The 14828-nt window shown below is 60.7% G+C and carries 14 protein-coding genes; 5 read left to right on the forward strand and 9 right to left on the reverse strand.

Features of this window, described 5'->3' with window-relative positions; translation table 11 throughout:
• Positions 1 to 99 precede the first annotated feature (99 nt).
• On the forward strand, positions 100 to 804 hold the full coding sequence (locus tag I6E73_RS12730) for a type 1 glutamine amidotransferase domain-containing protein (protein WP_197126072.1): 705 nt from the start codon (positions 100 to 102) through the stop codon (positions 802 to 804).
• Positions 805 to 852: 48 nt separating this feature from the next.
• Positions 853 to 1857, forward strand: a complete 1005-nt coding sequence (locus tag I6E73_RS12735) for an NADP-dependent oxidoreductase (protein WP_197126073.1) — start codon at positions 853 to 855, stop codon at positions 1855 to 1857.
• A 104-nt stretch (positions 1858 to 1961) separates the two neighbouring features.
• Here I6E73_RS12735 and I6E73_RS12740 read toward each other — a convergent pair whose 3' ends face one another.
• The 7 genes from I6E73_RS12740 to I6E73_RS12770 form a co-directional block, all read right to left on the reverse strand.
• On the reverse strand, positions 1962 to 3203 hold the full coding sequence (locus tag I6E73_RS12740; RefSeq protein WP_197126075.1) for a leucine-rich repeat protein: 1242 nt from the start codon (positions 3201 to 3203) through the stop codon (positions 1962 to 1964).
• Positions 3204 to 3357: 154 nt separating this feature from the next.
• A complete protein-coding gene (heR, locus tag I6E73_RS12745) occupies positions 3358 to 4161 on the reverse strand; it encodes a heliorhodopsin HeR (RefSeq protein WP_197126083.1) in 804 nt (267 codons plus the stop codon).
• 83 nt (positions 4162 to 4244) lie between these two features.
• A complete protein-coding gene (locus I6E73_RS12750; protein ID WP_197108220.1) occupies positions 4245 to 4808 on the reverse strand; it encodes a GNAT family N-acetyltransferase in 564 nt (187 codons plus the stop codon).
• A 117-nt stretch (positions 4809 to 4925) separates the two neighbouring features.
• Complete coding sequence (locus I6E73_RS12755; RefSeq protein WP_307783961.1) at positions 4926 to 6170, reverse strand: ROK family protein; 1245 nt, start codon at positions 6168 to 6170, stop codon at positions 4926 to 4928.
• A 28-nt stretch (positions 6171 to 6198) separates the two neighbouring features.
• Positions 6199 to 7200, reverse strand: coding sequence for a sugar phosphate isomerase/epimerase (locus I6E73_RS12760; protein ID WP_197108222.1), 1002 nt, complete (start codon positions 7198 to 7200; stop codon positions 6199 to 6201).
• A 17-nt stretch (positions 7201 to 7217) separates the two neighbouring features.
• Positions 7218 to 8387 (reverse strand): Gfo/Idh/MocA family protein, encoded by a 1170-nt coding sequence (locus I6E73_RS12765; protein ID WP_231600921.1) that lies wholly within the window; start codon positions 8385 to 8387, stop codon positions 7218 to 7220.
• 111 nt (positions 8388 to 8498) lie between these two features.
• Positions 8499 to 9542, reverse strand: a complete 1044-nt coding sequence (locus I6E73_RS12770; protein WP_197108224.1) for a substrate-binding domain-containing protein — start codon at positions 9540 to 9542, stop codon at positions 8499 to 8501.
• A gap of 302 nt (positions 9543 to 9844) precedes the next feature.
• On the opposite strand from I6E73_RS12770, the gene I6E73_RS12775 reads away from it, so the two are divergent.
• From I6E73_RS12775 to xylA, 3 genes are read left to right on the forward strand one after another with little or no spacing between them, the layout of a single operon-like run.
• Positions 9845 to 11365 (forward strand): sugar ABC transporter ATP-binding protein, encoded by a 1521-nt coding sequence (locus I6E73_RS12775; protein ID WP_197126086.1) that lies wholly within the window; start codon positions 9845 to 9847, stop codon positions 11363 to 11365.
• A complete protein-coding gene (locus I6E73_RS12780; protein ID WP_307784310.1) occupies positions 11362 to 12414 on the forward strand; it encodes an ABC transporter permease in 1053 nt (350 codons plus the stop codon). The genes I6E73_RS12775 and I6E73_RS12780 overlap by 4 nt, the downstream gene beginning before the upstream one ends.
• Before the next feature lie 47 nt (positions 12415 to 12461).
• Complete coding sequence (gene xylA, locus I6E73_RS12785; protein ID WP_197126088.1) at positions 12462 to 13658, forward strand: xylose isomerase; 1197 nt, start codon at positions 12462 to 12464, stop codon at positions 13656 to 13658.
• 96 nt (positions 13659 to 13754) lie between these two features.
• Here the strand turns inward: xylA and I6E73_RS12790 are convergent, their stop codons facing one another.
• Positions 13755 to 14279 carry a GNAT family N-acetyltransferase gene (locus tag I6E73_RS12790; protein WP_231600922.1) on the reverse strand — a complete coding sequence of 175 codons (525 nt, stop codon included), beginning with the start codon at positions 14277 to 14279 and terminating at the stop codon, positions 13755 to 13757.
• A 377-nt stretch (positions 14280 to 14656) separates the two neighbouring features.
• Positions 14657 to 14800 (reverse strand): GPGG-motif small membrane protein, encoded by a 144-nt coding sequence (locus tag I6E73_RS12795; protein ID WP_197108232.1) that lies wholly within the window; start codon positions 14798 to 14800, stop codon positions 14657 to 14659.
• Positions 14801 to 14828: the final 28 nt, after the last annotated feature.

Raw genomic sequence — 14828 nt, forward strand, 5'->3', positions numbered from 1 at the left:
TTTGACTTAGCCTACACGCCGACGTACTGTCGAACCAATTGGTTTGATAAGAAACCAACGGGCTCGGAAACGAGCACCATGGTTGTGTAAGGAGTCAGCATGACAAACGTATTGATGGTCCTCTCGGCAGCGTCCTACCTGACGCTCGCTGACGAAACGCAGCACCCCACTGGCGTCTGGGCAGAAGAGTTCCTTGAGCCATACCGCATCTTCACCGAAGCTGGCTGGAAGGTTCAGGTAGCCAGCCCCGCAGGAGTTGCCCCCACTTTTGATGCGATCAGCCTCAGCGAAGGTGGCGTCGGTTCCGCCGAGCGCCTTGCTGACTTTGAGACCCGCATCGTCGACCTCCAGTCTGTGCTGCAGCATCCGCTCCGCTTGGATGCCGTCAACGCCAGTGATTATGACGTGATCTTCTACCCCGGAGGCCACGGCCCCATGGAAGACCTCGCCGTCGACGACAACTCCGGCCAGCTCATTGTTGAAGCCGTGAAATCGAACACGACACTCGGTGTGCTCTGCCACGCTCCGGCAGCACTGCTCGCCGCGAACGACAAGGCAACCGGCGAATGGGCCCTCAAGGGTCGCAAGATGACGGGCTTCGCGAACACCGAAGAAGAACTCGGTGGTCTCGCCGACAAGGTCAAGTGGCTCGTCGAAACCCGCCTCGTTGAGCTGGGTGCCGACTACTCGAAGGCAGCAGAACCTTTCGCCCCATACGTCGTCGTTGATGGCGCGCTGTACACCGGTCAGAACCCCGCATCATCCGTCGCCGTTGCCGAGCGCATCGTCGCCGACAAGTCATAACCACACACTTCCCACTTTTCACACTTCATCAATTTCAAGGAGATTTTCATGACAACTGTTACAAGCACCCAGTGGCAGCTCGCCTCACGCCCCACCGGCGTTCCGACCACCGACAACGTAGTGAAGGTTCAGATCGAGCTCCCCGAGCTCGCTGACGGCGATGTTCGCGTACGCAACACCTTCCTCTCCGTTGACCCCTACATGCGTGGTCGCATGAACGAAGGGCGCTCGTACGTTGCTCCCTTCAACCTCGGCGAGACCATGGGCGGCGCAGCCGTTGGTGAAGTCATCGAGTCGAACGATGCATCACTGCCTGTTGGAACTCTTGTTCAGCACCAGCTCGGATGGCGCGACATCGCGCAGGCTCCTGCTGGCCAGTTCACGGCGCTCCCGAACGTTCCCGGCATCTCGCCTTCGCTGTTCCTCAGCGTTCTCGGCATCACTGGAATTACCGCCTGGACCGGCCTTACCCAGATCGCACACATCAAGGAAGGCGACACCGTCTTCGTTTCTGGTGCAGCAGGTGGAGTCGGCACCATGGTTGGCCAGATCGCCCGCCTCCTCGGTGCAGCACGCGTCGTCGGCTCAGCCGGCACCGACGAGAAGGTTGCGCTCCTCACCAGCAAGTACGGCTACGACGCCGCTTTCAACTACAAGAATGGCGACGTTGCTGGCCAGCTGGATGCTGCAGCACCCGACGGCATCGACGTCTACTTCGACAACGTGGGTGGCGAGCACCTCTCGGCAGCACTCGGCGCGTTCAAGGACGGCGGCCGCGTGGCAGTCTGCGGCGTCATGTCATTGATCAACGGCAAGGATGAGGGCATCAAGAACAGTGCAAACATCGTGACCCGTGGTTTGACCATCAAGGGCTTCACCATGGGGAGCTACTTCCACCTCGCCCCCGAGTTCGGTGCGGCAATGCAGGGATGGCTCTCCGAAGGAAAGATCGCCTATGACGAAACCATCACCGATGGCATCGACAATGCGCTCGACGCCTTCAACGGCATGATGAACGGTGCAAACACCGGCAAGGCGATCGTTCGCCTCTAACCGTTTCGTGACGGCCGACCCGAACGGCACACACCACACACCTCGCGTGAAATAGAAATGCCCCGCAGCTGACACTGCGGGGCATTTCTTAACTAACGCGCAAGTCAGGCCATCCGACGTCGCAACACAATTCCGGCGGCGAGAAGCAACGCTGCCAGTGCACCGATCGGCAGAAGCGGAGCTGAGCTGCCCGTCGCCGCGAGCATCGGCTCGGCATCCGCAGCAGCGACCGCACTCCAACCGGCGAACAGCGCGGTGTCGGCAGTGATCAGCGTGGAGAAATCGGCAAGAGTCGTCAGCGCAGCATCCGTGTACCAGCCCTCGAATGTATAGCCGGCTGCTGTGGGCGCAGTCGGGGCCGAAATGGCGGTGCGGAACACTGCTTCTTTCGGTGCTATCGCGACGCCACGGCCGGAGAGGTCAAAAGTCACGATGGGGTTCGGGACGGCGTTGTAGCCCTGCCAGGTGGGGGTAGTGAATCCCGCTGCAGCTGCAGGATCAGCGAAGGCACTGCCGTAGTGCACAAGGGTTGGCGAAGACGCACCTAAGGCCCCGTTTAGACCCGCCGGAACGAACATTGTGGGAGCCGCGCCAAGAAATACAACGTCGGACAGCGAATCGTTGCCCTCAAACGCGCCAGCCCCGATGGCCGCGATAGACGCGGGAAAAGTGATTGAGGTGAGCAGATTGTCCTCAAAAGCAGACTCTTCGATCGTTACGAGGGAACTGCCCAATGTCACCGACGTGAGGGAGTTCTCGTAAAACGCGTACTCGCCGATCGTGGTGACAGAATCCGGAATCACCACCGTCCCTAGATCATTGTCCTCAAACGCGTCATCTCCGATAGTTTCTACCGAATTCCCGATAGTCACGGTTGTCAATCTGTTGTAGTTGAAAGCAGAATCGCCGATAGACGTCACCGAGTTGGGGATCACTGCAGAATCTAAGAAGTTGGCTTCGAACGCGGAGTTGCCGATGACTTTAACACTGCTCGGAATAACGACCGACGTGAGCCCTTCATCCCGGAACGCGGCGTAACCAATAGCAACCACGGGGTAAGTGTCGCCAGAGATCGTGACTGACGAAGGGATATCGGCATCGGTGCCGCCGCTTGCGGCCGTGGGGTTGTAGGCGGTGACGGTTGCACCAGCAGCCGGGTCAAAGTCGTCGCCCTCAAACGTCATCCCATCCTGAGTGATCAAGACGGCGAAGGCATAGGCCGGGGTCGCGGCGATAGCGGAACCAGCCGCAACCAGAGCAGACGCGACGAGGACTGCGGCGATTCGCCCCATCCTGTTCGCGGGCCGGCCGGCAATCGGCGCGGGGCTAGAGGCAGCACTATTCATCGTCAGATCCACAATCAGTTCAGGTCACACGCACGTGGTTGAAATCGTCGACGCAGAGCGTGAGTAGAACCGACCCGACTAACCCTATCGGCCCAGCGCGATCAGCGTTATTGCCCCACCAAGTGGTCTAACTAATCTGGAGGCCTTCTGCCCGCTAACTCGTGAGTGCCGGGATGATGGCGCCCGAGAACACTTGCCACGCGAGCGCAGTCTTCGCGACCAAGCTGAGCGTGATGTAGGTGCGCTCCCCCTGCAGATAGCTCTTCCACTTTCCCACTTGCTTGTATTGCAGCCACTGGTTGAGCGCGAACGTGTTGAAGAACACGAAGAGCGAAATCACGATGCCGACGACGAAGCTGGGGGCCGCTACTTCATTCGCACTGCCCGGTCGCAAGAAGTAGATGAGGATAAGAATCCACGGCACGACGCCGACCATTGATCCGAAAATAAAGGGCAGCATCCCGCCCGATCCTGGCTTCTCGTACTTCTCTTGCAGAGCACCAAACAGAATCATCGCGGCGTTGACGGCGAAGACCGCGAATAGTGCGGCGATATCGGTGACGCCGTTGATCGCGAGAATGAGCCAGATCATGATCGAGGAGCTCAGCGAGTACTCGGTCCAACGGAAGTAGTTGCGGCTCTCGAGAAGGCCGTTCTTGTAGCGCCCGAAGAACCACGGGCTCGAAACCAGAAAGTGGAAGAACGCGCTGAGCGCGAGAAAAGCCACAACGCCGACGCCGATATTGACCTCAAAAACGGTCACCCGCTCGGGCGGAATGGGCGCTCCGGGAGGGCCAGCCAGGTAGTCGGCCGTAACGGCGAACAGCACTTGAGTGCTGAGCATTGTGAGAACAATCGCAAAGCCGATTGCCTGCAGCAGGTGCAAGCTGCCCGCCACAACGTTGTAGACGCGCAGTCGGTCGACTTGTTGTTCCGGTGAATAGGTCTTCTTTGACACGGGATATTCCCTTCGACGGTGGCTGCCACGTTAGCACCGGCCGCACCAGCGAACGAGCCCTCTAGCGCGGTCGCTCCCTCCCCTCACGGTAGCGCGGCGAGGGGCCCATTCCTGCCGACAAATACCGTGCGATCGGCGGTGCCCGGCAAAGGGTGAAGGTGCAGTTTGTGAGCGAGCGCAACCGAAGCAGCATTGGCGGGGTGCACGACCGCCACGAGCAGTAACGCCTCAATGGTGGTTCTCATATAGGCGAGCAGGGGACGCATCGCTTCGTACGCGATTCCTTGGCCCTGATACGCGGGATGAACAATCCAGCTCACCTCAAGACACCGCGCAGCGGCCGTGAGCGACCGCAACTGCAGGGTGATCTCGCCCACCAGCTCGCCGTCGTGTTCAATGGCCAACGCCAGCACGTCATCCACGCGGCGCATCTGCGTTTGCCGTGTTCTCAATTTCAGCTGCCGCAAGGAGGATCGCGCGGTGCGCTGCGGCCACGTCGTGTACTGGCGCACGTGCGGGCTTGACTGGATTTCGTGCCACCGTTCGGCGTCTGCCAACCGATGCGGGCGTAGTACCAATCGCTCGGTGCGCATGCTCGGAACACGCAGAGGCGACTCGAGCGTGGGCCGAGCATCATTTCTGGGCATGAACCTACCGAACCGATGTATCCGTCGAGCGTGCCAACCATGGTGTTCGCAGAAGTCTGACACAACCACTGACACGAATTAGTCGCGGGGATTCCGGCCCTGTAAACAGGAGGTAAATTACGCCGGATGCGCTTCCGCGTCGGGCAGAGAGCGCTCGACTGTGGGCCGCATGGTCGCCGCTGGGTCCGCAATGAGGTGCGAGAAGACGAGCTCAGCGGCACCGAGCGTGAGGATTTCGTCGCCGAAGGTCGCCGGCGCAAAACGCACTGCGAGTCCTGGTTCCTCCAACGCTGACCGTCGCATTTGCCGGGTCAGAGACTCTTCGGCCACCGCAAGCAACGACGCCAAAAACCCGCCGAGCACGATGACTTCAGGGTTGAAAATATTCACGACATTGGCGAGCGCACGGGCAAGGAAACTGATCTGGTAGTCGACAACTGCGACAACTGCTGGGTCGCCGGCGACGTAGCGCTCTTTGAGCAGGGCATCCAGCTGGTCGGGCTGCGAGAGGTCGAGACCGACCGCCTCAAGAAGCGGCTCTTGGCGCACCTCGGTTTCGAGGCATCCGATGGCCCCACAGTGGCAATCAAGACCGTTGGTGTTGACGAGAGTGTGACCGATTTCTCCGGCGTAGCCCGTGGTACCGGTCATCAGCGCACCGCCCGTGATGACGCCTCCACCGATACCACTCGCGCCACCGTTGAGATAGATCAGCTCTTGACCATCTACGCCGGCACCACGCACCGACTCGGCTACGGCACCGAGACTCGCATCGTTGGCAACATAAACGGGGTAGCCGGTCGCTTCGCGCATCATGTCGGCAATGGGTTCGTCGATCCAGCCCAGGTGTGGGGCCAGCGCCAGCACTCCATCGCTCTCCCGCACCAGGGCAGGAGCGGCGATACCGATCCCTACGGTGCGGTAGTTCGAATCGAGCTCACCCTTCATCCCGGCGATGACGGCGGCAGAAATGTTTACTGCTTCGCGTGCGCTGAGAAGGCGCCCGGTGTCGTAGCGAACTTGGCGGATGACGCGACCACCGAGCCCTACGAGCCCGATCGTGACGGCATCCACCTCCGGGTTCACGGTGATGGCGACGATGTGTTCGCTCGGAACGATGACAGAGCTGGGCCGCCCGACCAGACTGGTCTGGTCGGGACCGGCTTCAACGACGAGCCCCAGTTGCACAAGTTCGGCAACCAGGTCGGCGATTGTTGAGCGGTTGAGCCCTGTCTCGTGGGTCATCTTGGCGCGGGAGATACCCCCGAGCGCATGCACTCGGCCGAGAAGGATGGAGAGGTTGCGGCGACGAACAACATCGAAGTTGTTCCCTCGGAGCTCAGCTCGTACGTCCGCGTTCACTCACGTTCCTTTCGACAGTTCAGCATAGTTACTTCGAGCTGAAGGCTGCGTCAAACGCCGCTGCTGGCGGGTCGAAAGCGAGACGGCGCACGAACTCGAGAGCTTCTGGTGCTCCGATCAGGCGGTCCATTCCAGCGTCTTCCCACTCCACCGAAATGGGGCCTTCATAGCCGATCTGGTTGAGCATGCGGAAGCTACTCTCCCACGGCACGTCTCCGTGACCCGTGGAGATGAAGTCCCAACCGCGACGGCCATCAGCCCAGGCAAGAAGCGAGCCGAGCCGACCGTTCTTGCCGTTGTCCATCCGCTTCTTCGTGTCTTTGCAGTCCACGTGGTAGATGCGGTCTTTGAAGTCCCAGAGAAAGCTCACGGGGTCGAGGTCTTGCCACACGAAGTGGCTGGGGTCCCAGTTGAGACCGAAGGCTTCGCGGTGGCCAATGGCTTCGAGGGTGCGCACTGTTGTCCAGTAGTCGAACGCGATCTCGGAGGGGTGCACTTCGTGAGCGAACCGCACACCGACCTCATCGAAGACGTCGAGGATGGGGTTCCAGCGGTCGGCAAAGTCTTGGTAGCCGGCATCAATTGCTTCTTGGCTCACGGGCGGGAACATCGCGACATACTTCCAGATGCTCGAGCCGGTGAACCCAATCACGGTCTTCACGCCGAGTTTCGCGGCAAGGCGAGCCGTGTTCTTCATGGCTTCGGCGGCACGCTGGCGCACACCTTCGGCATCCCCGTCGCCCCAGATTGCCGGCGGCAGGATGTCTTCGTGGCGCTGGTCAATGGGGTCGTCGCAGACCGCCTGTCCCTGCAGGTGGTTAGAGATGGCCCACACCTTGAGGCCGTGCTTTTCGAGAAGGTCGAGCTTGCCTTGAACGTAAGCGGCGTCATCCCAGCGGCTGGGGTCCAGGTGGTCACCCCAACAGGCGATTTCTAGTCCGTCGTAACCCCACCCTGCGGCGAGCTCAACAACTTCTTCGAAAGGGAGGTCAGCCCACTGGCCGGTAAAGAGGGTAATTGGTCGAGTCATGGTTTTCTCCAGTTCTGCTAGATGGTTGTCCACGCGCTGCGGGCGTTGGAGCTTTCTTCGACGGCGGCGAGCACGCGTTGCACGTGAACTCCGTCATCGAAGGAGGGCGATGCGGGAGTGCCGCTGGTCACGGCGTCAATGAAGTCTTTGGCTTGGTGGCTGAACGCGTGTTCGTAGCCGAGCATGTGCCCGGCGGGCCACCAGGCTGCGATGTACGGATGCTCGGGCTCGGTCACCAGAATGGTGGTGAAGCCTTGCGTCTCTGTGGGCGCTATCGCGTCGAAGAACTGCAGTTCGTTGAGGCGTTCGAGGTCGAAGCTGATGGCGCCAAGGGATCCGAAGATTTCGATGCGCAGACCGTTTTTGCGGCCGGTCGCGAAGCGAGTGGCTTCGAAGGATCCAAGCACTCCGCTGTCGTAGCGGCCGGTGAAGAGTGCGACGTCGTCGACGGTGACGTCGCCCATTTCGGTTCCGCCGGTGCCGCCGAGCCCGGCCGTGCTTTCGAGCACGGGGCGCTGTTTGATGATCGTTTCCATCGTTCCGGAGACCTCAACGAGGTGGGTTCCGGTGATGTATTCCGAGAGGTCGATGATGTGGGCGCCGATATCGCCGAGCGATCCTGAGCCCGCGAGGTCCTTTTGGAGGCGCCAGACGAGCGGCGTCTCGGGGTCGGTGAGCCAGTCCTGCAGGTAGCAAGCCCGCACCTGATGAATCTCACCGATCTTGCCCGCGGCCACGAGATCCCTGGCCAGCGTTGTTGCCGGAAGGCGACGGTAGGTGTGCCCCAGCATGGAGATCACCCCGTTCGTGGCCGCAGCGTTCGCGGCCGCCGCCATCAGCTCTGCTTCTTCTACCGAGTTTGCGAGCGGCTTTTCGCACAGCACGTGTTTACCAGCGTTGAGAGCGGCAATCGCGATTTCAGCGTGCGATCCACCCGGGGTCACGATGTCTACGATGTCGATGTCGTCGCGAGCGATAACTTCGCGCCAGTCGGTGGCGGTTTCTGCCCAGCCCCACTTAGTTGCGGCATCCGCCACTGCTTCGGCATTGCGTCCGACCAGCACCTGCATGTCTGGCTGGGCATCCAGATCAAAGAATCGGGGCGCAACCCTCCAGCCTTGTGAATGAGCGGCTCCCATGAAGCCGTAACCGATCATTGCAACCTTCAAGTGGCGCTTATCTGACATCGTGCGTGACCCTTTCACTTCGTTGTGTGGTTCTTTGGTCAGCTATCGCGTGCGAGATACCGACCAGAGTGCCCGCCCAGAGTATCCGGGCGGGCACTCCATTCATGCGGTTTAGGACTCGAACGCGGTCGGCAGGTACTCGTCGACGTTGTCGCTCGTGACTACCGGTGCGTTGAGAACGATGCGCTTGGGCACCTCGACCTCAACGATGTCGCTCAGCGACTTTCCCTGAGCAATCAGGCGAGCAAGACGGATGCCGTCAGCAGCCTGCGTCGACGGGTAAATTACCGTCGCCTGCAGCACGCCATCGCCCGACTGGATCTCGCGCATTGCGTTTGCGGATCCGGCGCCACCGACCATGAAGAACTCATCGCGGTCTGCGGCAGCAATGGCAGCGAGGACGCCAATTCCCTGGTCGTCATCGTGGTTCCAGATCGCGTCGATCTGAGGGGCCGCGGAGAGCAACTGCGAGGTCACTGCTTCGCCGCCCTGGATGGTGAAGTCGGCAGCAACGCGGTTAGAAACCTCGAGGCCACAGGTGTCGAGTGCAGTGGCGAATCCTTCGCTGCGCGCCTGAGTAAGAGGAAGCGAGTCGATGCCGGCGATTTCTGCGATCACGGCGTCGGGGTTGTCGCCGAGCTGCTCACAAATGTAGGTTCCGGCGCTGACGCCCATGCCGTAGTTGTCACCGAGGATGGTGACGCGAGCGGCGAACGTGCTGGAGAACTCGCGGTCAACGTTGATCACGGGGATTCCGGCTTCCATCGCCTTGATGGCGACCTCGGTCAGCGCTGCGCCGTCGGTGGGCAGCAGAACGATTGCATCAACACCGTCGTTGATGAAGGTCTCGACCTGGCTGATCTGCAGGTTGGCGTCGTTGGTGCCTTCGGCAACAACGAGGTTGATGTCTTCGTACTTTTCCGCTTCTGAGATCGCGGCTGAGTTGATGGCGCCGAGCCAGCCGTGGTCGGCGGCGGGGCCAGAGAAGCCGATGGTGATGGTGTCACCGGCGGCTTCGTTTTCTTCGCTACTGGTTCCACCGGTTGTGGTGTTGTTTTCTGCGGTGCCAGCCGTGCAGCCTCCGAGTAGGCCTGCGACGGCGATCGATGCCCCCGCGGTGATGAGCAGCTTGCGGCTCATGCGAGTTGCCAACATGTACGTCCTCCTAGGTAAGTGAAATGCAGTGGTGTTCGCCAACGGGAGGTGCGTTAGCTAAACCGGATCTCACGAGGAGGGGTTTGGCTGTGTCCACATTGACGTTTGGAACAACATAACAGAGATGCTTCCCGCGTCAACAGGTATTTTGGTGGGCGAGTGACCCGCAATTTCCCCCGCAGTGCTCGCAACTTCGTCCGATAAAGATGACCCGTAGGGAATGACGAATTCCCGGCATTCCGGGGCGCTACATCTGCGAAATTCCCATTCCCCGCGGCTCCAACGTCTGATATGTTGCCACCATGATCAAAGTCGACCATGAGCCCGCATTGCTCGAGGTGCGCGGCGCCACCAAACGCTTCGGTGCGGTGCGCGCCCTCAAAGGCGTAGACATTTCCATTGCTCCCGGCGAAGTGCACGTCATCCTGGGCCAAAACGGTGCGGGCAAATCCACCCTCATCAAAATGCTCGCCGGCGTGCACACTCCCGACGAAGGCACGCTGCGCTGGCACGGTGAGCTCGTCACCATCAGCAACCCTGTTGCCGCCCTCGAACTCGGCATCGCCACGATGTACCAAGAGCTGGATGTCGTCGATGGCCTCACCATCGCCGAAAACATCTACCTCGGCCACGAGATGGCTACCGGTGGGTTCTCCCAACGCTCCCGCGCTAACAAGAGCGCCACCGAGCTGCTCGATCGGCTCGGTCATGGAAACCTCTCCCCCAGCCGCGAGGTGGGATCACTCTCCCCCGCGAACAAACAGATCGTGAGCATGGCCCGCGCCCTGTCTCGCAACGCTCAACTCATCGTCATGGATGAACCATCGGCGGTGCTCGACTCTGAGGAAGTCAAGAACCTTTTCCGGGTCGTGAATGAACTCACGGCATCCGGCGTTGCTGTCGTCTACATCTCTCACCGCCTCGAGGAGATTCGCGAAATTGGTGACCGCATCACCGTCATTAAGGATGGCCGCAGCACCGCCAATGGCCTCCCCGTCGCCGATACGTCAACGAGCGAACTCATTCGCCTGATGACGGGGCGCGACATCGACAACGTGTTCCCGGCGCGAGTGCCCGTGCCCGCCGACTCCCCTGAAGTGCTCACGGTCGAGAACCTTTCGCTGAAAGGCGTCTTCGATCGCGTCGACCTGAGCGTGCGCGCGGGCGAGATTCTGGGCATCGCTGGCCTCGTGGGATCGGGCCGCTCTGAGATCCTCGAAACTATCTACGGCGCCCGCAAGCCCAGCACCGGCACCGTGCGGGTCAGCGGTTCACAACTCTCCCCCGGCTCCGTTACAGATGCGGTCGAGCATGGCGTTGGGCTCTCCCCCGAAGAACGCAAGAGCCAGGGCCTGCTCCTCGACCAGCCCATCTTCACCAACGTGACCCTCTCCTCGTTTGCCCGCTTTGCTCGCTTCGGGTTCCTCAATGAGAACGCCGAACGGGCTGCCGCTGTCGAACAAATTGAGGCACTCGAACTGCGCCCGGCCGACCCCGACAATCCTGCAGGCAGCCTCTCTGGCGGTAACCAGCAAAAGATTCTGCTGGCCCGCTGGCTTGTTCACGGAACCTCCGTGCTGCTCCTCGACGAACCCACCCGAGGAGTGGATGCCGGAGCCCGCGCCGAAATCTACGCCCTCATTCGTCGCCTGGCCGCCGCCGGCACCGCCATCATCGTCGTCTCCAGCGAGATCGAGGAAGTCCTCGGTCTCGCCGACCGCGTGCTCGTCATTGCCGACGGTCACGTACTCACCACAACAGAAGCCACCCAGATCGACGAGCACGGAGTGCTCGATCTCGTGATGAAAGGAAGTGCCGCGTGAGCGAGCAGCCCACCGTTCCCTCAGCCGAGCACCCCAACCCGGCCACGGAATCCACCGACATCGTGACCCCGAGCAGCCGCAGTTGGTTCTCGCGCGTCATGTCCAGCAGCGCCGGCCGCAACCTCGGGCTCGTTATCGCGCTACTCGTGCTGTTCGCGATTGGGGCCCTCACCGCTGGCGAACGGTTCACCAACTTTGAGAACATTCTCACCATCATCCGGTTCGCCTCGATCATCGGTGTGCTCAGCATCGGCATGACCTTCGTGATCATCGGTGGCGGCATCGACCTTTCGGTGGGTTCCGTTATGGGGCTTGCGAGCGTGATTTCGACGCTCTCGGTGATCCAGACCTTCGCCGAGCAGACGTCGTGGATCGTGATGGTTATCGTCGCCATTCTGGTCGGCACCCTCGCCGGAATCGTCAACGGAATCGTGATCTCTTATGGCAACGTTGTCGCCTTCATGGCGACTCTCGCCATGCTCGTTGCTGCGCGTGGGTTTGCGGAGATCTTCTCCAACCGTTCAACTCAGATCGTGCGATCGCAGGAATTCATTGAAGTCTTCCGTGCCGACTTTCTGGGCATCCCCATCCTGATTTGGATCTTCATCGTGGTTGCCGCACTCGGCTGGATCCTGCTCAACCGCACCACGTTCGGGCGCCGCACGATCGCGATCGGTGGCAACCGTGAAGCAGCTCGCCTCGCCGGCCTCAAGGTCAAGCGCCACACCGTCTACCTGTATGCGATTGCTGGCATGACCGCAGGCATCGCGGCCGTCATGATTCTCGGACGCACGACCGCCGGCACCTCAACGCACGGCACTCTGTATGAACTCGACGCTATTGCTGCCGTCGTTGTCGGAGGCACACTGCTCATCGGTGGTCGCGGAACGATTGTTGGCACCGTATTCGGCGTCCTGATTTTCGCGACCCTCACTAACGTGTTCACCCAGAACAACCTCAACACGTCGGTTCAGGCCGTCGCCAAGGGCGTCATCATCGTGCTGGCAGTTCTCCTGCAGCAACGCTTCGCCGCCCGCAATAAGCGCTAACCACGCCCCCGTTCTTTCCACTCGTCACCACTATTCAAGGAGTAACCATGTCCGTACCCACCCCCACTCGCGACGATAAGTTCTCGTTCGGTCTGTGGACCTTCGGATGGGCCGCAGCCGACCCCTTTGGTGGCCCGACGCGCGCGCCTGTCGACACCGTCTTCGCGGTCAACAAGCTCTCGGACCTCGGCGCCTGGGGCATGACATTCCACGACGACGACCTGTTTCCGTTCGAAGCAACGGACGCCGAACGCCAGCACGAGATCGACCGCCTTCAGAAGGCCATGGCTGACACCGGCATCGTGATTCCCATGGTGACGACCAACCTCTTCAGCCACCCCGTCTTCAAAGATGGCGGCTTCACCTCCAACGACCGTGGCGTTCGCCGGTTCGCGCTCCGCAAGGTCATGCGCAACCTCGACCTCGCCGCCGAACTCGGAGCAAAAACCTTCGTTATGTGGGGTGGCCGCGAAGGCAGCGAGTACGACTCCGCTAAGGACATCGGTGCCGCACTCGACCGCTACCGCGAAGCCGTGAACCTACTCGGTGACTATGTCACCGACAAGGGATACGACATCAAGTTCGCGATCGAGCCCAAGCCGAACGAGCCTCGCGGCGACATCCTGCTCCCGACTCTTGGTCACGCGATGGCCTTCATCGCCACCCTCGAACGCCCCGAGCTGGTCGGCGTGAACCCTGAGACGGGTCACGAGCAGATGGCTGGACTCAACTTTACCCACGGCATCGCCCAAGCGCTGCACGCCAACAAGCTGTTCCACATTGACCTCAACGGTCAGCGCGGAATCAAGTACGACCAAGACCTCGTTTTCGGTCACGGCGATCTGCAGAATGCGTTCTCGCTCGTCGACCTGCTCGAAAACGGTGGCCCCGGCGGCATCCCTTCCTATGACGGCCCCCGTCACTTCGACTTCAAGCCCTCGCGCACCGAAGACAGCACGGGCGTGTGGGAATCAGTTAAGGCCAATATGAGCATGTACTTGATGCTCAAGGAGCGCGCTGCGGCTTTCCGTGCTGATTCAGAGGTGCAGGAAGCTCTGGCTGCGGCAAAGGTTGCTGAGCTCAGGGTTCCCACGCTCGGTGAAGGCGAGTCGTACGATGACTTCCTCGCAGACCGCGCATCATTCGAAGACTTCAAGCCTGAACGCTTCTTCGATGGCGAAGGCTTCGGCTTCGTTCGCCTCCAGCAACTCGCGATGGAGCACCTGATGGGTGCCCGCGGCTAGTACTGCGCAGCACAGACGAATGCCGTCTAGTTTGCTCCGAAGGGAGTGAGCTAGGCGGCTTTCTCGTTAGCTAGGGTGTGGCCCACCCGCGCGAGCCTATTCCCGCAAGCTGCCGGCCACGAACGACAGATCGTTGCCGTCGCGGGACATTGCGCGGAAGCCAAGGCGTTTCGCAAGGGCGATCGATGCTTCGTTGCTTTCGTCAATAACGGCGACGAGCCATTGGATATTCACCCCGGTGAAGGCGAATTCCATGATCGCTTCAGCAGCCTCGCGGGCATAGCCCTGGCCGTACGCATCCGGATGCAAGATCCAACTGATTTCAGCTGTCCGGCTCGAGAGCGAGACCGACCGAAGATGAAGTGCTACATCGCCAATGAGCTGCCCTTCGCGCTCGATGCCGAGGGCTAGAAAGTCGTTCGCCTGTCGCAACGTCACATGCTTTGTGCGGTGAAGCAGGTGCGCATAAGACTCCGCGCGATCGCGCTGGGGCCACGACGTGAACTTGTGTACGTCAGGCGATGACTGAATTTCATACCACCGCGTGGAGTCATCAGCGCGGTGTGGACGCAGGGCGAGACGGTCGGTGACCAGCGTCGGCGCGTTAATGGTTCGGTCCATTGACGGACCGCGCACGAAGCGTGGGCGAAGGCTCAGCTTCATCAAGCGATTTCCTCATTCGGTCGGGGTGGGTTGGCTCTCGGTGAGAACCCGCTGAATGTCGACTGCAGGTTCATTCCGATAGAAAACCACAGCTTTCTATGAAACAGCCAAGAGAACGCCCCTAAAGTTGAAGGTGTTTCACTTAACGACGCGTAAACCTGTCCGATCGAGGGGTTCGGCGTAAGCGCCCCAGTGGGCATTGAGTGCAGCAAAGAGAAAGCGGCAAACAGACAACCCTCGACGCACCACACAGCCAACGCAGCTGCTACTGCCCCACGCCCCCGCTCGGGAACCAGAGGACTCGGCGTGCGCTCCATACCGCGCTGGCCGCGACCTTAGGTGAAGAGACTCACACCACCTGGACCAACCAGCAGTCCCACGACGATGAGAACAATGCCCCAGAGTAGCTGGCGGCGAACGAGCGCGACAATGCCAGAAATAACGAGCACTGCCGCAATGATCCAGAGAAGTGTTGCCATGGTGTTGCTCCCTTTCGTTACGCTTCGA

The sequence above is a fragment of the Salinibacterium sp. SWN248 genome, from assembly GCF_015864575.1.
Lineage (GTDB): Bacteria > Actinomycetota > Actinomycetes > Actinomycetales > Microbacteriaceae > Rhodoglobus.

What these genes read in the sequence shown, in the direction of transcription:
- I6E73_RS12730 (WP_197126072.1), top strand. Translation starts at nt 100, where the DNA reads ATGACAAACGTATTGATGGTCCTCTCGGCAGCGTCCTACCTGACGCTC.
- I6E73_RS12735 (WP_197126073.1), top strand. Translation starts at nt 853, where the DNA reads ATGACAACTGTTACAAGCACCCAGTGGCAGCTCGCCTCACGCCCCACC.
- I6E73_RS12740 (WP_197126075.1), bottom strand. Translation starts at nt 3,203, where the DNA reads ATGAATAGTGCTGCCTCTAGCCCCGCGCCGATTGCCGGCCGGCCCGCG.
- I6E73_RS12750 (WP_197108220.1), bottom strand. Translation starts at nt 4,808, where the DNA reads ATGCCCAGAAATGATGCTCGGCCCACGCTCGAGTCGCCTCTGCGTGTT.
- I6E73_RS12760 (WP_197108222.1), bottom strand. Translation starts at nt 7,200, where the DNA reads ATGACTCGACCAATTACCCTCTTTACCGGCCAGTGGGCTGACCTCCCT.
- I6E73_RS12765 (WP_231600921.1), bottom strand. Translation starts at nt 8,387, where the DNA reads ATGTCAGATAAGCGCCACTTGAAGGTTGCAATGATCGGTTACGGCTTC.
- I6E73_RS12770 (WP_197108224.1), bottom strand. Translation starts at nt 9,542, where the DNA reads ATGTTGGCAACTCGCATGAGCCGCAAGCTGCTCATCACCGCGGGGGCA.
- I6E73_RS12775 (WP_197126086.1), top strand. Translation starts at nt 9,845, where the DNA reads ATGATCAAAGTCGACCATGAGCCCGCATTGCTCGAGGTGCGCGGCGCC.
- xylA (WP_197126088.1), top strand. Translation starts at nt 12,462, where the DNA reads ATGTCCGTACCCACCCCCACTCGCGACGATAAGTTCTCGTTCGGTCTG.
- I6E73_RS12790 (WP_231600922.1), bottom strand. Translation starts at nt 14,279, where the DNA reads ATGGACCGAACCATTAACGCGCCGACGCTGGTCACCGACCGTCTCGCC.
- I6E73_RS12795 (WP_197108232.1), bottom strand. Translation starts at nt 14,800, where the DNA reads ATGGCAACACTTCTCTGGATCATTGCGGCAGTGCTCGTTATTTCTGGC.